At 53.5% G+C, this 20,673-nt stretch carries 21 protein-coding genes; 4 read left to right on the plus strand and 17 right to left on the minus strand.

All coding sequences use genetic code 11. The features are described from left to right. Positions 1-27: 27 nt before the first annotated feature. The 7 genes from ACH0WD_RS18145 to treR form a co-directional block, all read right to left on the minus strand. Complete coding sequence (locus tag ACH0WD_RS18145; RefSeq protein ID WP_000048134.1) at positions 28-444, minus strand: type II toxin-antitoxin system VapC family toxin; 417 nt, start codon at positions 442-444, stop codon at positions 28-30. After that, positions 441-671, minus strand: a complete 231-nt coding sequence (gene vapB, locus ACH0WD_RS18150) for a type II toxin-antitoxin system VapB family antitoxin (RefSeq protein ID WP_001261294.1) — start codon at positions 669-671, stop codon at positions 441-443. The genes ACH0WD_RS18145 and vapB overlap by 4 nt, the downstream gene beginning before the upstream one ends. Positions 672-837: 166 nt before the next feature. Then, complete coding sequence (gene nrdG / locus ACH0WD_RS18155) at positions 838-1,302, minus strand: anaerobic ribonucleoside-triphosphate reductase-activating protein (protein WP_001009177.1); 465 nt, start codon at positions 1,300-1,302, stop codon at positions 838-840. Between the two features lie 216 nt (positions 1,303-1,518). Beyond that, a complete protein-coding gene (gene nrdD, locus ACH0WD_RS18160; RefSeq protein ID WP_000187821.1) occupies positions 1,519-3,657 on the minus strand; it encodes an anaerobic ribonucleoside-triphosphate reductase in 2,139 nt (712 codons plus the stop codon). Positions 3,658-4,065: 408 nt separating this feature from the next. Then, positions 4,066-5,718, minus strand: a complete 1,653-nt coding sequence (gene treC, locus ACH0WD_RS18165) for an alpha,alpha-phosphotrehalase (RefSeq protein WP_000155054.1) — start codon at positions 5,716-5,718, stop codon at positions 4,066-4,068. Between the two features lie 49 nt (positions 5,719-5,767). Beyond that, positions 5,768-7,186, minus strand: a complete 1,419-nt coding sequence (gene treB, locus ACH0WD_RS18170) for a PTS trehalose transporter subunit IIBC (protein ID WP_000048821.1) — start codon at positions 7,184-7,186, stop codon at positions 5,768-5,770. Between the two features lie 137 nt (positions 7,187-7,323). Then, positions 7,324-8,271 (minus strand): trehalose operon repressor TreR, encoded by a 948-nt coding sequence (treR, locus tag ACH0WD_RS18175; RefSeq protein ID WP_001181304.1) that lies wholly within the window; start codon positions 8,269-8,271, stop codon positions 7,324-7,326. 189 nt (positions 8,272-8,460) lie between these two features. Here treR and mgtL point away from each other — a divergent pair, with 189 nt between their 5' ends. Together mgtL and mgtA are read left to right on the plus strand one after the other, a co-directional pair. Beyond that, positions 8,461-8,514 (plus strand): mgtA regulatory leader peptide MgtL, encoded by a 54-nt coding sequence (mgtL, locus tag ACH0WD_RS18180; RefSeq protein WP_099374030.1) that lies wholly within the window; start codon positions 8,461-8,463, stop codon positions 8,512-8,514. A gap of 140 nt (positions 8,515-8,654) precedes the next feature. After that, positions 8,655-11,363: a magnesium-translocating P-type ATPase gene (gene mgtA / locus ACH0WD_RS18185; protein WP_000920862.1), complete on the plus strand. Its 2,709-nt coding sequence runs from the start codon at positions 8,655-8,657 to the stop codon at positions 11,361-11,363. A 115-nt stretch (positions 11,364-11,478) separates the two neighbouring features. Here mgtA and ACH0WD_RS18190 read toward each other — a convergent pair whose 3' ends face one another. From ACH0WD_RS18190 to pyrL, 5 genes are all read right to left on the minus strand, one after another. Further along, positions 11,479-11,925, minus strand: a complete 447-nt coding sequence (locus tag ACH0WD_RS18190) for a transposase (protein ID WP_000252549.1) — start codon at positions 11,923-11,925, stop codon at positions 11,479-11,481. Between the two features lie 74 nt (positions 11,926-11,999). Next, entirely contained in the window at positions 12,000-12,386 is a 387-nt protein-coding gene (gene ridA / locus ACH0WD_RS18195) for a 2-iminobutanoate/2-iminopropanoate deaminase (protein ID WP_000047544.1), read from the minus strand. A 76-nt stretch (positions 12,387-12,462) separates the two neighbouring features. Continuing rightward, complete coding sequence (pyrI, locus tag ACH0WD_RS18200) at positions 12,463-12,924, minus strand: aspartate carbamoyltransferase regulatory subunit (RefSeq protein ID WP_000148570.1); 462 nt, start codon at positions 12,922-12,924, stop codon at positions 12,463-12,465. Between the two features lie 12 nt (positions 12,925-12,936). Then, on the minus strand, positions 12,937-13,872 hold the full coding sequence (gene pyrB / locus ACH0WD_RS18205; RefSeq protein ID WP_000013055.1) for an aspartate carbamoyltransferase: 936 nt from the start codon (positions 13,870-13,872) through the stop codon (positions 12,937-12,939). Positions 13,873-13,907: 35 nt separating this feature from the next. Further along, entirely contained in the window at positions 13,908-14,009 is a 102-nt protein-coding gene (pyrL, locus tag ACH0WD_RS18210) for a pyr operon leader peptide (protein ID WP_000249504.1), read from the minus strand. Here pyrL and ACH0WD_RS18215 point away from each other — a divergent pair. Continuing rightward, positions 13,989-14,129, plus strand: a complete 141-nt coding sequence (locus tag ACH0WD_RS18215; protein ID WP_001518160.1) for a hypothetical protein — start codon at positions 13,989-13,991, stop codon at positions 14,127-14,129. The genes pyrL and ACH0WD_RS18215 overlap by 21 nt on opposite strands. Here the strand turns inward: ACH0WD_RS18215 and ACH0WD_RS18220 are convergent. From ACH0WD_RS18220 to arcA, 5 genes are all read right to left on the minus strand, one after another. After that, positions 14,099-14,587, minus strand: coding sequence for an arginine repressor (locus ACH0WD_RS18220; protein ID WP_000666051.1), 489 nt, complete (start codon positions 14,585-14,587; stop codon positions 14,099-14,101). The two genes, ACH0WD_RS18215 and ACH0WD_RS18220, sit on opposite strands and share 31 nt — an antisense overlap. A gap of 186 nt (positions 14,588-14,773) precedes the next feature. After that, positions 14,774-16,177 (minus strand): YfcC family protein, encoded by a 1,404-nt coding sequence (locus ACH0WD_RS18225; protein WP_000514438.1) that lies wholly within the window; start codon positions 16,175-16,177, stop codon positions 14,774-14,776. 55 nt (positions 16,178-16,232) lie between these two features. Beyond that, positions 16,233-17,237, minus strand: coding sequence for an ornithine carbamoyltransferase (gene argF, locus ACH0WD_RS18230; RefSeq protein ID WP_000237031.1), 1,005 nt, complete (start codon positions 17,235-17,237; stop codon positions 16,233-16,235). Between the two features lie 111 nt (positions 17,238-17,348). Then, positions 17,349-18,281: a carbamate kinase gene (gene arcC / locus ACH0WD_RS18235; protein WP_000428749.1), complete on the minus strand. Its 933-nt coding sequence runs from the start codon at positions 18,279-18,281 to the stop codon at positions 17,349-17,351. A 10-nt stretch (positions 18,282-18,291) separates the two neighbouring features. After that, the gene (gene arcA / locus ACH0WD_RS18240; protein WP_000410847.1) at positions 18,292-19,512 is read right to left on the minus strand and encodes an arginine deiminase; all 1,221 of its coding nucleotides are present in this window, start codon (positions 19,510-19,512) and stop codon (positions 18,292-18,294) included. Positions 19,513-20,187: 675 nt separating this feature from the next. Between arcA and ACH0WD_RS18245 the strand changes: the two genes are divergently transcribed. Then, positions 20,188-20,640 carry a YhcH/YjgK/YiaL family protein gene (locus ACH0WD_RS18245; RefSeq protein ID WP_000583453.1) on the plus strand — a complete coding sequence of 151 codons (453 nt, stop codon included), beginning with the start codon at positions 20,188-20,190 and terminating at the stop codon, positions 20,638-20,640. The last annotated feature ends 33 nt before the right edge of the window (positions 20,641-20,673 follow it).

Here is a 20,673-nt window from a genome sequence, read left to right on the forward strand (position 1 = left end):
ATGTACTTGTCGGTATGCCAGCACGGGTTATTTTACCCAATCTTCGTACTGCAAACCCGGTACCCGCTCAAACTCCCTCACGTTATTAGTGACCAGTATCGCCCCGGACGCAATGGCATGGCCGGCGATAGCCGCATCGTTTGATCCAATCGGCGTACCGGCGGCGGCCAGTACGGCACGGATCTCTGTGGTGGCATCCACTGCCGCCCGGTCCCAGGCCAGCACGGCATCCAGGCGACTACAGAATGCATCGACCAGTTGGGCATGGCGCGGCGAGGCCTTTTTGCCCGTACAGCCAAAACGCATTTCGGCGTAGGTAATCGCCGACACCACAATACGATGGCGGCGCAGCACTGCCTGCTCAAGGCGTTTCAGCACAGCTTCCGGCTGTTCGCGCATAATGAAAGAACAGATGCAGGTATCCAGCATGTAGGTTTTACTCATAGTTCAAAGCGTCCCTCATCGCTGATGATGTCTTCGCGTTCCGTCAGAAAGTCTGGGCTGGCTTTTTCCTCATGACGGAATGATCCCCAGGAAGGGCGGGCGGGGCGCAGTATAATCGTGTCGCCTTCGCGGAAGATTTCAAGTTCGTTGACGCCGTCAAAATCCAGATCGCGTGGAAGGCGGATCGCGCGGTTATTGCCATTTTTAAATACAGATACGGTTCGCATGGTCGTCTCCTGCCCTTGTGGGCGTGATGTTATAGGCCAGTGTCCGAGTTAATTATATGCCTGTGCGTGACATATGTATAGGCATATGCATATACCTGTAAGCAGGAGGCGAAAGAAGGGCGTAAAAGTAGCGGACGAGTAACGGTTTTGACCCAATATCCCCGCATCAACGCAAATGATGCACTACCTGGTTGCTGCTACCGCGCCAGATAAGCGCCGGGTCTTTCAGATCCTGCACAAATTTGCCATCGACCAGCACGTTGATGAGATCGACTACCTGCATTTGCGCGGCGTTGAGTTCATCGAGCTTGTAGCCGGTCCACACCCAGATATCTTTCCCCGGGCACTCTGCGCGGATGCGTTGTACCAGTGCCAGGATATCCGGTACGTTTTGCGGATGCAGCGGATCGCCGCCCGACAGCGAGATCCCCTGACGGTGAATGCGCGTGTCGTTCAGATCGGCAATGATCTTATCTTCCATCTCTTTGGTAAACGGCTGGCCGGAATTGAGCCGCCAGGTGCTTTTGTTGTAGCAGCCAGGGCATTCATGCACGCACCCTGACACAAACAGGGTGCAGCGGGTGCCGGGGCCGTTAACGATGTCGACGGGATAGTATTGATGAAAGTTCATGTTTCCTCGTTGCATTTGGCGCTGTAGCGGCGTTGGCCGCTCTCACTTACCCAGGTCACTTACTTATGTAAGCTCCCTGGGATTCGTTCGTTTGCCGCCTTGCTACAACACCAACTGCTTAGAGGAAACTCATGAAATTGGAACTATAGCCAGCGGTTGTAGGCCGGATAAGGTGTTTACACCGCCATCCGGCATTTACGCATTGCAAACGGAGGATTAACCTATCTGCCCGTTGCCTAAATGCTTCACGCGGCGCTTCACTTCTTCCTGCTTACCGGCGTTAAACGGGCGTGCGTCCGGGCTGCCTAAATAACCGCACACGCGGCGGGTGACCGAGACGCGCGCGGCATCGTGGTTGCCGCATTTCGGGCAGGTGAAACCTTTACTGGTACATTCGAACTCGCCGGTAAAGCCGCACTCGTAGCATTCATCGATTGGCGTGTTGGTGCCGTAATACGGTACATGCTGATAGCTGTAATCCCAGACATCTTCCAGCGCTTTCAGGTTGTGCTGAATGTTCGGGTATTCGCCGTAACAAATGAAACCCCCGTTCGCCAGCGGCGGATACGGCGCTTCGAAATCGATTTTGTCGTACGGGTTGACCTTCTTCTCCACGTCGAGGTGGAAGCTGTTGGTGTAGTAACCTTTATCGGTTACGCCCGGCACCACGCCGAACTCGGCGGTATCCAGACGGCAGAAGCGGTCACAGAGGTTTTCACTTGGCGTGCTGTACAGACTAAAGCCGTAGCCGGTCTCTTCTTTCCACTGATCCACGGCCTGGCGCAGACGCTCCACAATCGCGATGCCTTTAGCGCGAAGTTGCTCGCTGTCGTACAGGTGTTCACCGCCGAACAGCGCGTTAATGGTTTCATGGATACCAATGTAGCCCAGAGAGATGGACGCACGACCATTTTTAAAGATTTCAGACACGTCGTCGTCCGCTTTCAGCCGCACGCCGCAGGCGCCTTCCATATACAGGATAGGCGCGACGCGGGCTTTCACGCCTTCAAGGCGGGCGATACGGGTCATCAGCGCCTTCCGCGCCAGCGCCAGACGTTCATCCAGCAGTTTCCAGAATGCGGTTTCGTCACCTTTTGCTTCCAGCGCGATGCGCGGCAGGTTAAGGCTAATCACGCCCAGGTTGTTACGCCCGTCGTGGATCTGCTCGCCGTTTTCGTTCTCCCACACGCCGAGGAAGCTGCGGCAGCCCATTGGCGTTTTGAACGAACCGGTGACTTTGACCACCTGATCGTAGTTGAGGATGTCCGGATACATGCGCTTGCTCGCGCACTCCAGCGCCAGTTGTTTAATGTCGTAGTTCGGATCGCCAAACTTGTGGTTCAAACCATCGCGGATAGCGAAGACCAGTTTCGGGAACACGGCGGTTTTGCGATTTTTACCCAGACCGGCGATACGGTTACGCAAAATAGACGCCTGGATCAGACGCGACTCCCAACTGGTGCCGAGGCCAAAACCAAAGGTCACGAAAGGCGTCTGGCCGTTAGCGGTGTGCAGCGTGTTAACTTCGTATTCCAGCGACTGGAAGGCGTCGTAGCACTCTTTTTCGGTGCGAGAACGCGCATACCCTTCGGCATCAGGAATCTGCCACTCATCGGCGGTTTTGCGGTGCTTGTTATAGCTTTCGGTGACAAACGGCGCCAGCACTTCGTCGATACGGTTAATGGTGGTGCCGCCATAAATATGGCTGGCGACCTGCGCGATAATCTGCGCGGTAACGGCAGTGGCGGTAGAGATTGATTTCGGCGGTTCGATCTCGGCGTTACCCATCTTAAAGCCCTGGGTCAACATGCCTTTCAGGTCGATCAACATACAGTTGAACATCGGGAAGAACGGCGAATAGTCGAGATCGTGATAGTGGATATCGCCGCGCTCATGCGCTTGTACTACGTCACGCGGCAACAGGTGCTGGCGGGCATAGTGTTTGGCGACAATCCCGGCCAGCAAATCGCGCTGGGTGGGAATGACTTTACTGTCTTTGTTGGCGTTTTCATTGAGCAACGCGGAGTTAGTTTGCTCTACCAGGCCGCGAATTTCCTGGTTCAGACGACCACGCTTTTCACGCTGAATGTCGCGATCGTGACGGTATTCGATGTAGGCGCGGGCAAGCTGTTTGTACGGGCCGGACATCAGTTGGTTTTCAACCGCAGTTTGGATCTCGTTAATATCCACCTGACTGCGTGCGTTCATTTGGCTGCTAACGACTTCTGCGACGGTGGCACAGTAATCTGCGTCATCGACTCCCGCTGCTTTAGCTGCACGTAGAATGGCTTCCTTAATGCGCTCTGATTTGAATGGCACTTTACAGCCATCTCGTTTCATCACATGCGGTGTCATGATCACTCCATATTTGTAAGAACAGGTTATCCACAGAGGCCGGGGAAGCCATAACAGGTTTATTCATCTCTTTTCCAACGACTTCCCGCAATCCTGACCCAGGTTATCCACAATTCACCTTGTGTCGAGTGAACAGGTGTTGTAGCAATTGTAGTCAATTAATACAACATATTGGGTCGGCGTGCATTTTAAAGTCTATATGTAGTGATTTGCATCAAGGATGTTTGCAATTTTATTGATGTAGAACAAGGTAAAAATCAGAGCGTACAGATGGCGGGCGCTGTAGCGTTTGTAAAAGATAGCAAGAAAAATCTGATTAATTATTCAACAAAAACAGACAGTAACCTGGAGCAACGCCACAGCCCGTGTCAATAGGTTTGTGGCGTTTATCCGTATAAGGACGTCGCGTTAGCGTTGTAACCACCAGATGGCTTCAAATGGGCGGAGCGTCATCGCGGCTGGCTGGCTGGCGACCTCGCTATAATTGTGCAGTAGCGCCTGCCACTGTCCTTTGATATGCGACGGATGCCACTCCTGGCACTGGTCGTTCAGATTGGCGACAACCAGCAGGGCTTGCCCCTGCCACTGGCGGCGATAACACCATACTGATGGGCTATCCGGGAGGAGATCCTGATAATCGCCCCAGATCAGTACAGGCTGGGTTTTACGTAGCGCAATCAGCTTTTGATAGGTGTAAAACACCGAGTTTTCATCGCGTAATGCCGCCGCGACATTAACCTCCGTATAGTTATCGCACAGGCTTATCCACGGCTCGCCCTGGGTGAAACCGGCGTTTTTACCGTGGTCCCACTGCATCGGCGTGCGGCTGTTGTCGCGGGATTTACTGGCCAGGATAGCCAGTAGTTCGTCGGGGTCGCGTCCGGCGGCGCGTAGCGCGGCAAACATGTTATGGCTTTCCACGTCGCGATAATCGGTGATGCGGGTAAAGTGTGGGTTGGTCATGCCGATTTCTTCGCCCTGATAGATATAAGGCGTCCCTTGCATACCGTGCAGCGCCATCGCCAGCATTTTCGCGGCTGGAACCCGGTATTCACCCTCGTCGCCAAAGCGGGAAACGATGCGCGGCTGATCGTGATTACACCAGAATAACGCGTTCCAGGCGACATTATGCATCCCCTGTTGCCAGTGGCGGAACAACGCTTTCAGCGCCACATAATCAGGTTTTGCCAGCGTCCACTTTTCGCCATTGGGGTAATCCACCTTCAGATGATGAAAATTGAAGGTCATCGAGAGTTCGTCGCCGCTAAGCGCGGCATATTGCTGGCAGTTTTCCAGCGTGGTAGAGGACATTTCGCCTACCGTCATCAGATTACGCGGTGTAAAAACGTCACGGTTCATTTCGCGTAAAAACGTATGCGCGCGCGGCCCGTCGGTATAAAAGCGGCGTCCGTCGCCCGTCGGATCGTCAGGAAAATTCTGATCTTTGGCGATCAGGTTCACCACGTCCAGACGCAGGCCATCCACGCCGCGATCGGCCCAGAATTCGCAGACCTTTTTCAGCTCGGCGCGCACGGCGGGGTTTTCCCAGTTCAGGTCGGCCTGTTCAGGCGCGAAAAGGTGTAAATAATATTGTTCGCTCTGGCTATGCCAGCGCCAGGCGCTGCCGCCAAATTTGGATTGCCAGTTATTCGGGCAGACATCCGGCGTGCCATCGCGCCAGATATAAAACTGACGGTATGGACTCTCTTTGTTCAGCGCTTCGCGAAACCAGGCGTGCTGGGTAGAAGTATGGTTAAACACCATATCCAGGATGATACGAATACCGCGTGCTTTCGCCTGCGCGACCAGCTCGTCAAAATCATCCAGCGTGCCGTAGGTCGGGTCGATAGCCGTATAATTTGCGACGTCATAACCGTTATCCACCTGCGGCGAGATATAAAACGGCGTGAGCCAGATGGCATCTACGCCGAGTCGCTGTAGATAGTCAAGGCGCTGCGTGACGCCGCGTAAATCGCCGGTGCCGCTGCCGGTCGTGTCCTGAAAACTTTTCGGGTAGATCTGATAGATAACGCCGTTTTGCCACCAGAGGGGAATAGTCATTGTTGTTTCCTGCAAGTGCGTTGGGACGCAACTGCGCCCCGAAGAAATATTAGACAATTTGTAATGTGCCCTGACGATGCTTACGCTGATAGATAAAGGTGGTCAGAATCACCGGGATAACGATCGCGATAACCATCGCCATGCCGTACACCTGCCAGTAGCGCGGCGGTATAGACAGGATGCCCGGCAGGCCGCCCACGCCGATACCGTTGGCGATGACGCCGTTCAGACCGCAGAGCAGTCCCGCCAGACCAGATCCGATCATCGCGCACAGCATCGGAAAACGATACTTCAGGTTGATACCGTACATCGCCGGTTCGGTTACCCCAAGGTAAGCGGAAATGGCGGCAGGAACGGAGATCTCGCGTTCATTGTGTTTACGGCTGGAGATGATGATGCCCACCACGGCGGAGGCCTGCGCGATATTCGACAGCGCAATCAGCGGCCAGACTGGCGTACCGCCCATGCTCTGGATCATCTGCATATCGATAGCGAGCGTTGTCTGGTGGACACCGGTAATGACCAGCGGGGCATACAGGAAGCCGAACAGCGCCGCGCCTATCGGGGCGAAACTGCCGGTCATCAGATAACGTACCGCAAAGGCCACGCCGTCGCCGATCATACGACCAAAGGGGCCGATAAAGGTGTGGGCGAGAAAGACGGCCAGTATCAACGAACAAACCGGGACGACGACCAGGTAGAGATAATCCGGCACGATGCGTTTCAACCGCGTTTCAATAAACCCAAGCGCCAGCCCTGCCAGTAGCGCCGGGATAACCTGCGCCTGGTAACCCACTTTCTCAATGCTAAATAAGCCGAAGTTCCAGACGTCCGGCGTTTGCTGGCCCAGCAGATACGCATTCATCAACTGCGGCGACACCAGCGTCACGCCGAGCACGATACCAAGAATCGGCGTGCCGCCCATTTTTTTCACCGCCGACCAGCAGATCCCCACCGGCAAATAGAAAAAGATCGCTTCGCCGATCAACCATAAAAAATCATAAAGCGTTTTTAGCGCCGGATGCATCTGCGCCAGCGTTTGGCCGTTGCTCATCGGCACATCGCCGATCACGTTACGAAAGCCTAAGATCAAACCGCCGCTGATCAACGCCGGTAGTAGCGGAAAGAAGATCTCCGCGAAGTGGGAAATTAACTGCTCATGCCACTTCATGTTCTGGCGAGCGGCTTTTTTGGCCTGCTCTTTATCGGCATACGCTTTGCCGGTGGCCTCCAGCAGCGCGTTATAGTAATCGCCGACTTCGGTGCCGATCACCACCTGAAATTGCCCGGCGTTGGTGAAACAGCCTTTAACCATTGGCAATTGTTCGATCTCTTTTGGCCTGGCGTTCGCGGGCTGGTGGAGCACAAAGCGCAGGCGAGTAATGCAGTGGCTCACCGTGGCGATGTTGTCGCGCCCGCCAACCAGGTCAATCAGCCGGTCGATATCGGCTTGTTTTACTTTGCTCATCGTAAAGCCTCATGGCAGAGGAGGTAAGTTATGGGTTGGCGCAAGAGTAGCTCTTCAACGTTGGTTTAAAAATGGGAACGTTCCCGAAACGCAGCGACGATCACAAATTACTCGTGGTATTCCGTTTAATTAGTCACTCAGGCGAGGGTAGAAGGAATGACGATCCGGCGCGGATCGCAGCGGCCATTGATCTGTTCGATCAGCTGCGAAGCCGCCTGCCGTCCGGCTTCAGCATAGCCAGGATCGACAGTGACGATCTCCGGGTGCAGGAATTTTATCAGCGGCGTGTTCCCGACGCTTGCCAGTTGCAGCGTCTCAATACGTTGCTCCTGTAAATACTTACTGGCGCCCAACGCCAGCGTATCGGTGGCGCAGACTAACGCGGTGGTATCCGGCATGATGACACTTGCCGTATGCTCATAACCCTGCTTCATGGCAAGACCGGGCAGGGCGGCGACGGGGTGAAGTTTATGTTTTTTGCAAAACGCCAGGTATGCGTCATGCCGACGTTTGCCGGTGGTAATATCGCTATGGGGAACGCCCAGAAAGCTAATGTTGCGGTGTCCCTGCTCATACAGCCGCTGCATAAGGATATGAATCGCGCCCTCGTCGTCGTAACAGACGGAGGCAAAACCTTGCGCATCTCTTGCCAGCAGCACCAGCGAGGCTTTCCAGGGGGCGATCAGCTCTTCTGTGATGCCGGTAAAGCCAAACAGCACCACGCCATCAATGTTACGTCGTCTGAGCATGCCCAGATGTTCCATTACCAGCGTCGGCGAGAACTGACTTTCCATCATAATAGGGTCGTAGCCCTGCTCATAAAACGCAGGCAGCATGGTCTGAACCGCGAGGTTTTCAGACAACGAATCAAGGCGAGTGACGATAATAGCGACCACTTTATCGCTTTGTCTCCGCATCGCGCGGGCGGAGCGGGACGGGGAGAAACCGTGTTGATTCATCACCGCTTCGACACGCTCGCGGGTACGTTCGCTTACGCCGCTTTCATTGTTAAGCACGCGGGAAACGGTTGATTTCCCTACGCCGCTCAGGCGGGCGATGTCTTTGATAGTGAGCCGGTTTTGCATCCTGTTTTCCCGTGGCGTGACGCTGATGGTGATAAAAAGAGTAACTTTACTCAAGCGAAGGGCAATGGGCAAAGTCTGGTTTATCGTTGGTTTAATTACGTAACGGTATGATACCGCCATAATTGCCACAAAACTTATGGATTTATGCGTATAATCCGCGGCGCAAATTATTTACTTACCGGAGGCGACATGGACCCTGAACCCACCCCTCTCCCGCGATGGAGAATTTTCCTTTTCCGGTAAGCCTGCCTCTGCTGTCTTACCGGTGTGTAAGACAGTGACACAATAACGTCCCTGTTTTTATTTAAACATTGCTCATCGGGCAAGGCTTTGCTGCGCCTGAAGAATTTTCTGCGCCTGACTTCGGCGCGGAGGGATTACCTATGCTAAAAACCATTACCCGCCAGCTTTTTGCCCGGCTTAATCGTCATTTGCCTTATCGTCTGGTTCACCGCGATCCGCTGCCCGGCGCGCAGACCGCGGTAAATGCGACTATCCCGCCTTCGCTGAGCGAGCGCTGTCTGAAAGTCGCGGCAATGGAGCAGGAGACTCTCTGGCGCGTTTTTGATACGCACCCGGAGGGATTAAACGCCGCCGAAGTGACGCGCGCGCGTGAAAAGCATGGCGAAAACCGTCTTCCGGCACAGAAACCCTCGCCGTGGTGGGTGCATCTGTGGGTATGTTATCGCAATCCTTTCAACATCTTACTTACGATTCTTGGCGGCATCTCTTATGCCACGGAGGATCTGTTTGCCGCAGGCGTTATCGCCCTGATGGTCGGTATCTCAACGCTGCTGAATTTTGTGCAGGAAGCGCGCTCGACGAAAGCGGCGGACGCGCTAAAAGCGATGGTGAGTAATACCGCTACCGTACTGCGGGTTATTAATGAAAATGGCGAAAACGCCTGGCTGGAATTACCCATCGATCAACTGGTGCCCGGCGATATTATTAAGCTGGCGGCGGGGGATATGATCCCGGCGGATTTACGCATTATCCAGGCGCGCGATCTGTTTGTCGCCCAGGCGTCGCTGACCGGCGAATCTCTGCCGGTCGAGAAAGTCGCCGCGACGCGTGAGCCCCGGCAAAATAACCCGCTTGAGTGCGACACGCTGTGCTTTATGGGGACCAACGTCGTGAGCGGAACGGCGCAGGCCGTGGTGATGGCGACCGGCGCCGACACCTGGTTTGGTCAATTGGCGGGGCGCGTTTCGGAACAAGATAACGAGCAGAACGCTTTCCAGAAAGGAATTAGCCGCGTCAGTATGTTGCTGATCCGCTTTATGCTGGTCATGGCGCCGGTAGTACTGATTATTAATGGTTACACGAAAGGTGACTGGTGGGAAGCGGCGCTATTTGCGCTTTCGGTAGCGGTAGGGCTCACCCCGGAAATGTTGCCGATGATCGTCACCTCCACCCTCGCGCGCGGGGCGGTGAAACTCTCGAAACAGAAAGTTATCGTGAAGCACCTTGATGCGATTCAGAACTTCGGCGCGATGGATATTCTGTGCACCGATAAAACCGGCACACTGACGCAGGACAAAATTGTGCTGGAGAATCATACAGATATTTCTGGTAAGCCCAGCGAGCATGTACTGCATTGCGCCTGGCTGAACAGCCATTATCAGACCGGTCTAAAAAATTTACTGGATACGGCAGTCCTGGAGGGAGTAGACGAAACCGCCGCGCGTCAGCTCTCCGGACGCTGGCAGAAAATCGATGAGATTCCGTTTGATTTTGAGCGTCGCCGGATGTCGGTGGTGGTCGCCGAAGATTCGAGCGTGCATCAACTGGTCTGCAAAGGCGCGTTACAGGAGATCCTGAACGTGTGTACTCAGGTGCGCCACAACGGCGATATTGTGCCGCTGGACGACAATATGCTGCGCCGGGTGAAACGCGTTACCGACACGCTGAACCGTCAGGGGCTACGCGTGGTCGCCGTCGCGACCAAATACCTGCCTGCGCGTGAGGGCGATTACCAGCGTATCGATGAGTCTGACCTCATTCTGGAAGGGTATATCGCTTTTCTCGATCCGCCGAAAGAGACCACCGCGCCGGCGCTGAAAGCGCTGAAGGCGAGCGGAATTACGGTGAAAATTCTCACCGGCGACAGCGAGCTGGTAGCGGCAAAAGTTTGCCATGAAGTTGGGCTGGATGCGGGCGATGTCGTTATTGGCAGTGATATTGAAGGGTTAAGCGACGACGCGCTGGCGGCGCTGGCCGCCCGTACGACGTTGTTTGCGCGTCTGACGCCGATGCATAAAGAGCGCATCGTCACTTTGCTCAAACGCGAGGGGCATGTGGTCGGTTTTATGGGCGACGGGATTAACGATGCTCCGGCGTTGCGGGCGGCGGATATTGGTATCTCGGTAGATGGCGCGGTGGACATCGCCCGTGAAGCGGCCGATATTATCCTGCTGGAAAAGAGCCTGATGGTGCTGGAAGAAGGCGTCATTGAAGGTCGTCGTACTTTTTCTAATATGTTGAAATATATCAAGATGACGGCCAGCTCAAATTTCGGTAACGTGTTTAGCGTACTGGTGGCGAGCGCCTTTTTGCCGTTCTTGCCAATGCTGCCGCTGCACTTGCTGATTCAAAACCTGCTGTACGATGTATCCCAGGTGGCGATTCCGTTTGATAATGTCGATGAAGAACAAATTCAAAAGCCGCAGCGCTGGAATCCGGCGGATTTGGGGCGCTTTATGGTCTTTTTCGGTCCGATCAGCTCGATTTTCGACATTTTGACCTTTTGTCTGATGTGGTGGGTATTTCATGCGAATACGCCAGAAACGCAAACTTTGTTCCAGTCCGGCTGGTTTGTGGTGGGATTACTGTCGCAAACGCTGATTGTGCATATGATCCGTACCCGTCGTCTGCCGTTTATTCAAAGTCGCGCCGCCTGGCCGCTGATGGCGATGACATTGTTGGTGATGGTGGTGGGAGTTTCGTTGCCGTTTTCGCCGCTGGCGTCTTACCTGCAGTTGCAGGCGCTGCCGTTAAGCTATTTCCCGTGGCTGATTGCCATTCTGGCGGGCTATATGACGTTAACCCAGTTGGTGAAAGGGTTTTACAGCCGACGTTATGGCTGGCAGTAAACACTTTCGTCGGGGATTCGCCAGCGTGCTTAATCCCCGATATCGCTAACCAGGTCAGATGCCCGTAAAGCTCGACAAGTTTTACGCGATCGGCTTTATCTTTAAATTTCTGGGCTTATTCAAGCAACTGTAGAATGCTATATGCAGGCATAAAAAAGAGGAATGTCCAGCTAAGTTTGTAAAATACATTCTCTGCCCCCGAGCCAGAACGAGAGGAGGAGATGTCCCACCGCCGGATATGTTTTGCGGATATGCGACGAAAGCGGCGAATATAGCTAATGCAATAAACTAAGTAAGGAGGAATCGCTAAGGCGGCAGTGGGTTTAGGAAACATAAGGGTAAGCAATATGGCTGCGACAATGAAGCATAAAAAGACTATCTTCGCGGTAGATTCTATCTGTTTTAATTCCTGGCGTATGCTTTCAGCATGTTTCTCCTGCCAGCGACGGAGCGTGCTGTTGCTAAATCCATATTTTTCGCACAATGCCTTATTCGGCACATCATTTTTAGACTGTTGTAGAAAATCGGCGATTTGTTCTTCGGTAAAACGCGATCTTACCATTGCCGCCTCTCCATGGCTGTTGGTGCCCCGAACCGGGCAAACTTGCGCCGCCCGGCGGGGATGACGTCCGGCGCTTAGCGACGAACAGCGATCGCTTCAATCTCAATTTTCACGTCTTTCGGCAGACGGGCAACTTCCACGCAGGAACGCGCCGGGAAGGTGGCGTTGTGCTCGGTGAAGAAGGCTTCGTAAGTGGCGTTGACGGTCGCGAAATCGTTCAGGTCTTTCACGAATACGGTCGTTTTCACAATGTCGCCTACTTTCAGGCCAGCGGCTTCCACGATAGCTTTAACGTTTTCCAGCGACTGACGTGCCTGAGCGGATACGTCTTCCGCTACGGCACCGGTTTTCGGATCGACCGGGATCTGACCGGAAGTGATTACCATGCTACCCAGGTCAACGCCCTGTACGTATGGGCCGATTGCTGCTGGTGCATTTTCCGTCGCAATAGTTTTGCTCATGATTTCTCCTGAATTACAGCGGTAATAGAATGTCCCCGCTCATTATAGGGAGCCGGGATCTCATAACCAACCCAAATTAGTTGGCCAGCACCACATAATGCGAAAACTCTTTTTCACAGTATTTGCATTTGAGGGCGATATCATTGGCGCGTTTTTTCACTGCAAAGCTGGAGGATACTGGTTCCGCGTGGCTGATGCAGTTGCTGTTCGGGCAAACCAGCACATTATTAATACGCTCTGGCAGGCTGGGGCGTGATTTCCCGACTACGTCGTAGTTGTCGATGCGGTTAACGGTGGCCTGCGGCGCGTACAGAGCAAGTTGGTTAACCTGCTCTTCGGTGAGAAAGGTGTTTTCTATTTTGATTAAGTCTTTACGCCCCATCTCGCCAGACGGGAGATTCAGACCGATAGTGATTCGCTGATCGGTCTCGGTCAATTTAAACAGACTCAGCAGTTTAAAGCCTACCTGCGCAGGGATATGGTCAATCACGGTGCCGCATTTAATGGCTTCAACCTGCAGTTTGTTATCGTGTGTCATCGCTTTTCTCCCTTACAGACTCAGTTCGCTATTCAGTACCAACGCCAGTAACGCCTGGCGAGCGAAAATACCGTTGCCCGCCTGTTGGAAGTACCAGGCGTGTGGCGTTTTATCCACATCCGTGGTGATTTCATCAATCCGCGGCAGCGGGTGCAGCACTTTCATATTTTCACGCGCGCCGTTCAGGTCGCTGGCGCGCAGAACAAACTGCGCCTTCACATTGGCGTACTCCGACGGGTCGAGACGCTCTTTCTGTACGCGAGTCATATAGAGGATGTCGACGTCGGCCATGACCTCTTCAATAGAACCATGCAGGCTCCAGGCCATTCCTTTTTCATCCAGCATATCCAGAATGTACTGCGGCATCGCCAGCGCGTCCGGCGCGATAAAATAAAAACGGTTGCCGCTAAATTTCGCCAGCGCCTGGGTTAGCGAATGCACGGTGCGGCCATATTTCAGATCGCCGACCATCGCGATATGCAGGTTATCCAGACGGCCCTGCGTTTCCTGGATGGTGAACAGATCCAACAGGGTCTGCGTCGGATGCTGGTTCGAACCGTCGCCCGCATTGAGCACCGGCACCTGACCGGAAAACTCCGTCGCCAGACGTGCCGCGCCTTCTTGCGGATGGCGCATCACAATCGCGTCCACGTAAGTGCTAATCACTGAGATCGTGTCGGCTAACGTTTCTCCTTTTTTCCCCAGCGACGTGTTGGCGCTGTCGGAGAAGCCCACTACGCTGGCGCCCAGGCGATGCATTGAAGTTTCAAACGACAGGCGGGTACGCGTGGAGGCTTCGAAAAAGCAGCTGGCGATCACTTTATGTTTCAATAGCTCCGGCTGCGGGTTGGCTTTTAATTTCGCCGCCGTCGCCAGTACCAGATTAAGATCGTCGCGGCTGAGGTCGTTTATGGAAATGATATGTTTTTGATATAGCGGGTTAGCCATGTTTATCTCCTGACGCCTGGGCAAAAAAAAGCCCCTCAATTGAGGGGCTTGGTATTGGTTTTCAACGGAAAGAAAAACGGCAGGCCTGCGTCCTTTTTCAGACGCGGTAAGACAGAATGTCGTACACACTGAACCATGCTTCCTCCCGGCAAATTGTCCGCGATTATACTCAGCTCTGTTTGGGGATCAAGCGATTAATGCATGATTTACTCATCGCAAACGGTTCTTATGAATTTAAATTCATTTTAAGCAAATAATTAATTTGTTTGTGTACCAGCGCCGTGCGCTGAACGACCCGTGGTGCGACCCAGACAATACTGCTACCGGCAACGACGCCGAGAATTTCCGGCAATGCGTGGTAATCCAGAATTCTTGCGACGGCGCGACCATAACCTGCCGCCGTATGGATAAGGATAAATTCGCTATTATGTTCAACGCTGACGACCATTTCAGCTATTGAACGTCCGGCATCCGGCGAAGGACGCCGCTGGGGATTTACGGAATAAATCTTTTGTCCCTTCGTATTTCTGATTTTTATTGCGCCCAGCAGCTTGAGCAGGCGCGAAACCGTAGACTGGCTGATACCTTCAAATCCCTCATTTTGTAAATCGCGGCGAATCTCCTCCTGGGACAGGTAACTTTTTTCACTAATCAGGCGCTGACAAACCGCCAGTTGCTGTTGTTCTTTGGCGGAGTAATCATCGTATTCCTTCATAAATGCACCTTATCTTTATTATTGATATCAACGGACTGGCGAAATTCATCACATTTGTCACATTGATTGCGGATCAATCGGGCGGTTTTGCAGGAAAATGAGAAGCCGATCAAAAAAGGTGACGGCGTGCCTGATGGCGCTGTGCTTATCAGTCCTGTCGGATAAGACGCGTCGCCATCTGGCTCGTTACATCATCGCTCCGATGCTCAGTACCGCCATATTCAGCAATGTCAGGATCAGCAACAGCGGCGCGACCCATTTCAGATAGCGGACATAGGGAACCCGCGCGATTGCCAGACCGCCCATGACCACGGCGGAGGTGGGAGTAACCAGGTTCACAATCCCGGAGGCCGACTGGTAGGCGGTTACGACCAAATCCCTCTGTACGTGGGCAAAATCCGCTAACGGCGCCATAATGGGCATCGTCAATACGGCAAGACCGGAAGAGGAGGGCACCAGGAAGGAAAGCAATACTTCCAGCCAGTAGGTTACGTTTATGAAAATGGTGGTAGAGAGGCCGGAAACCAGACTTTCCGCGCTGTGCAAAATGGTGTGGGTAATCATACCGTTATCCATGACCACCACAATGCCGCGCGCGATACCAATAATTAGCGCCACGCCGAGCAAATCCCGCGCGCCGTCGATAAAGGTACTGGTGAACGCTTCCTCACCCATCCGCGTTATCACGCCAACGATAATCGCCGCCGCCAGAAAAACGCCGGAGATTTCCGCCATCCACCAGCCGAGAACCGCCACGCCGTAAATCATCACCGCGAAAGAGGCGGCGAAGATCAGCAGCACCCATTTCCGGGTAGCCGTAAACTCCAGCAGTGTATTGGCGCGATTGCCGAGGAAATGGGCGCGATTTTCCTCCATTTTATCCGCCACGACAGAAAGCTCAGGATGGGCGCGGACTTTGCGCGCATAGCGCATTACCCAAAACACGCACAGTACGTAGCCGACAATTAACAGCAGTACGCGCATCAGCATTCCCTGAGTAAAAGGGATGCCGGCGGCGTTGGCGGCAATGACCGTGGCGAAAGGGTTAATGGTCGAACCGAGCGTGCCTATCCCCGCGCCGAGTAGTACGGTTGCCGCCGCCACTAACGGATCGAAGCGGGCCGCCATCATAACCGGCACCAGCAGCGTGTAGAAGGGCAACGACTCCTCCGCCATGCCATAGATAGTGCCGCCTGCGGCGAACAGCGCCATCAGAATGGGGATCATCCACTCATCTTTGCCGTTGAGTTTGACTGTTACCCGTTCAATACCGGCATCAATCGCCCCCGTTTTATTCACCACCCCCAGAAAGCCGCCGATAATCAAGACAAACAGCGCGACGTCAATGGCGCCGGCGGTGTAGGTTTCGTGGTTATAGAGGCCGTCAATCGGCGCCAGTAAAACAGCGGTAATCCCTTGCGGATGCGCGTCCACGGGGGCATACGTTCCCGCCACCGGCACCTCTTTTCCCAGCGTGGCGTTCATCGCCATTTGGTATTTTCCCGCCGGCACAATCCAGGTCATCACCGCGACCAGGGCAATAAGAATAAACAGGATGGTATAAGCGGTGGGAAATTTAAATTTACCCATGATGTTCTCTCCTGATATCACGGATATGCGCCGCGAGGGCGCATATCCTGTGGGATTAGTCGCCGAGCGTCGCCACCATGACCGCTTTGATGGTGTGCATCCGGTTTTCCGCTTCATCGAAGACTATCGAGCCTGCGGACTCGAACACCTCTTCCGTGACCTCCAGTCCTTTCAGGCCGTAAGCCATTTCGATTTCGCGTCCCACTTTGGTGTGCTCGTTATGGAAGGCGGGCAGGCAGTGCATAAACTTCACATCAGGATTACCGGTAGCGTTTACCACCTGCTGGTTGACCTGATATGGCGTCATCAGACTGACGCGCTCCGCCCAGGCTTCTTTGGGTTCTCCCATCGAGACCCAGACGTCGGTATAGAGGAAATCCACACCGTGAACGCCGTCTTCAACGCTCTCCGTTAAGGTGATACGAGCGCCGGTAACGCTGGCGATTTCCCGGCACTGCGCGACCAGCGCGGCATCAGGCCAGAAGGACTTTGGCGCTATCAGGCGGATATCCATGCCCATCTTCGCCGCGCCCACCATCAGCGAGTTGCCCATGTTGTTGCGCGCGTCGCCCAGGTAGGCGAAGCTCAGTTCCGGCAGCGTTTTACCCGGCGCGTGTTCCAGCATGGTCATTAGATCGGCCAGGATCTGTGTGGGGTGAAATTCATCGGTCAGGCCGTTCCAGACGGGAACGCCCGCGTATTCCCCTAGTTCTTCCACAATGTGTTGACCAAAACCGCGATATTCGATGCCGTCATACATCCGCCCCAGGACGCGAGCAGTATCTTTCATGGACTCTTTATGGCCGATCTGCGAGCCGCTTGGGCCGAGATAAGTCACCTGCGCGCCCTGGTCGAAAGCGGCGACTTCAAACGCGCATCGGGTGCGGGTAGAGGTTTTTTCAAAAATCAGCGCGATGTTTTTGCCGATCAGTGTTTGCTTTTCGCATCCGGCTTTTTTTGCGGCTTTCAGCTCAATAGCCAGATCGATGAGGTGTTGGATTTCCGCCGGGGTGTAGTCAAGCAGCTTCAAAAAGTTACGATTTTTCAGTGAAATAACCATTACAATATCCTTGTTAAAATGAATTGCCTGATGGCGCTGCGCTTATCCGGCCCACGGTTATGCGCGCTCTGTAGGCCGAATAAGGCGGAAGCCGCCATCCGGTAAAAAGCCTTATGCGTCAACGTCGGCGGTTTCACACCGAATCAAAGTACCTTTCTCGCCCGCGAGAATGGCTTGCCCATCCGCCAGCGAGCCGATTCCGGCAATGCCGCGGCAATGGCTGATAAACTCAGCGCAGGCGGTCACTTTCGGGCCCATCGAACCGGCGTCGAACTGCATTTCACGAAGCAGCTCCGGCGTAACCTGCGCCAGCGGGCGTTGGGTGGGCTTGCCCCAGTCGAGATACACCGCGTCGGCATCGGTCAGAATGAGCAGCGCGTCGGCGTGAATTTGGCTGGCAAGCAGGGCGGCGGACAGATCTTTGTCGATCACCGCCTCGATACCATGGTAGCCATCGGCTTTTTCCACGACCGGCACGCCGCCGCCGCCGTTACAGATAACCAGGTGATCGCGGCTAATCAGCGCGCGGATGGCATCGTTTTCCACAATGCGTTTCGGCTGCGGGGAGGGCACAACGCGGCGGAAGGCGTTACCGTCGGCTTTGAATACCCAGCCCTTTTCTGCCTGTAACGCACGGGCCTGCGCTTCGTCGTAAATGGGGCCGATATATTTGGTTGGATTGAGGAATGCCGGGTCGTTGGCATCGACTTCGACCTGGGTGAGCAGGACGCTGATTTCACGCTCCGGCAGATGATTCTTCAGCGCCTGTTGCAGCATGTAGCCAATCATGCCCTGGCTTTCCGCACCGAGAATATCGAGCGGGTAGGGCGTAACGTTAGCGTAGGCGCTATTTTGTAGCGCCAGCAGTCCTACCTGTGGGCCGTTGCCGTGCACTAACACCACGCGCCATTGCCGCGTAAGCTGGGCGATGGTTCTGGCCGCCAGTTCGATATTTTTACGCTGAATATCAGCCTCCAGCGGTTCGCCGCGTTTGAGCAGCGCATTGCCGCCCAGCGCGACGACCAGTGTGCGTTTGTTTTCCATAACGTCTCCTTTAAATACCATCGCGTTCCAGTGGACAGCTCATGCAGCGTGCGCCCCCGCGCCCGCGACCCAGTTCATCGCCGGGAATGGGAAGGACGGTAATGCCGGCTTTGTCGTATTTTTCGTTGGTCCAGATGTTGCGCTCATAGCCCACCACCACGCCGGGACGCAGGGTGAGCACGTTATTGGCGTCATTCCACTGTTCGCGCTCAGCTTCAAATGCGTCGCCGCCAGTGGTGATTAAGCGCACCTGATCGATGCCAAGCGCTTTTTCAAGAGCATGAACCAGCGTGCTCTCCTGGGTTCGTTTCAGACCGCCGCGTCCGTCTGGCGTCAGCGTCCAGCACTGAACGTCCTGGCGAACGACTTCCGGATAGACGGAGAAGGTGTCGATATCAATGTGGGTCATGACGGTGTCAAGGTGCATGCAGGAGCGATGTTTTGGCAGTTCAACGGCAATGACGCGTTCCGCCTGACGATGTTTAAACAATGCCTGCGCCAGGAACTCGACGCCCTGCGGCGTAGTACGTTCAGACATACCGATCAACACCGCGCCGCGGCCAATCACCAGCACATCGCCGCCCTCTAAAGTGGCGTGGTCGTAATTAATGTCCTCGTCGCCGAAATATTTAATGAAATCACCGCCTGCGAATTGAGGATGCCAGCGATAAATAGCACGTAAATTATTCGTTTCACGTTGGCGTGCAGGTTTCGCCATGGGGTTAATTGAGACGCCGTTATATATCCAGCAGGACGTGTCACGGGTAAATAGGTGATTCGGTAATGGCTTCATAATAAAGTCATTAATATCGTGAGTATCGACCACCATATTTTTTATGGAGGCGGGAATTTCGCCGTAAGTTAAACCGCCGCTTAAATGGCGAGCCAGTTCACGGTGCGGCATATCCGCCAGCCAGGCGCGAATATCTGCGGCAAAGGTGGGCCCAAGGCGATAATCGGAAATTTGCGTATCCAGTAGCCAGGCTTTAGCGTCAGCCACATCCAGCGTTTGGGTGAGCAGGTCGGTTAACAGCAACACTTCTATCCCTTGCTGGCGCAGCGTGTTGGCAAAAATGTCATGCTCTTCGCCAGCGCGCTCTACGGATAATACATCGTCAAAAAGTAATTCCTGACAATTTGAAGGGGTAAGTCTTTTTAGGCTGAGATTGGGCCGATGCAACATTACACTGCGTAATTGACCGATTTCAGAACCGACAAAATGCTTTTCCATCATTATACCTTTTACATAATTTTAAGAATAAAGAAGGAGTGGCTGCAAATATTTAGCGTGCTTGCAGTCGCGGCGTTTCAGTTAAATTCGGGAGCAATGATTGAATTTTATTTGGGTTGTTAATGTGATGAGATTCACATCAATCAAGGAGTGCTATTTTTCTTACTTAATATATGAGCCGGGTCAGAGAAATTCAAAAAACAATAAGGCATTAAATGAATTGCTACGCAGCTATATGGTTTGTTATTTTTTTATTGTTAATTATTTGTTTGTTGTGTTGAATTATATTTAAATCTTAACTAATTGAAAATAAAGTGATTATTTTTAAGTGTTGCATAACTATGCGTGAAGGGGATTTTATTATCGGAGATATTTAAATAATTTAAAAATAACTATGGATAGAGAAGTCATTTATGCGGGGAGAGCGAATTGTGATCGCTAAAACGTTTTTATGTTAACGCCTTTAATATCAAAGGGTTGTTAGTGATGGCGATTTGGCGCCGCTGGGGTTTATGCATAGGCACTGCATAAAGTTGGGCGAACTATTAACAATATATAAACACCGCTGGCGATAAACATGCGCTGGCGCAAAATCGATGAGAGTAAGGGTAGTATGGCAGCCATTTTTCTCGTATAAAGAGAAAAATAAAACGCTGTTTTAACTAAGGGGATGCGATGATTATTGGCAATATTGAACATCTGGAGGCCTGGCTGCCGACGGCGTTACGGCAGGCGATTGAGCACGTCAATGCGCATGTCACGGCAACGACCGCGCCAGGTAAGTATGACATTGACGGCGACAGGCTGTTTTATATGATTTCTGAAAATATGACGGAGCCGGGCGAATCGCGCAGCGCAGAGTATCACGCCCGTTATCTTGATATTCAGATTGTGCTACAAGGTCAGGAAGGGATGGCATTCAGTACCCGGCCTGCGGGAACGCCGCACACGGACTGGCTGGCGGATAAAGACATTGCATTTTTACCGACGAGCATCGGCGAGAAAACCGTCGTCCTGAACGAAGGTGACTTTGTGGTGTTTTATCCCGGCGAAGTGCATAAGCCCCTGTGCGCGGTGGGAGAACCGGCGCGGGTACGTAAAGCGGTTGTGAAAATGCTGATGGCGTAATATTTTGTGCCGGATGGCGGCGCCTGCACGTTG

The organism is Salmonella sp. 2020_1395 (genome assembly GCF_043848115.1).
GTDB lineage: Bacteria > Pseudomonadota > Gammaproteobacteria > Enterobacterales > Enterobacteriaceae > Salmonella > Salmonella enterica.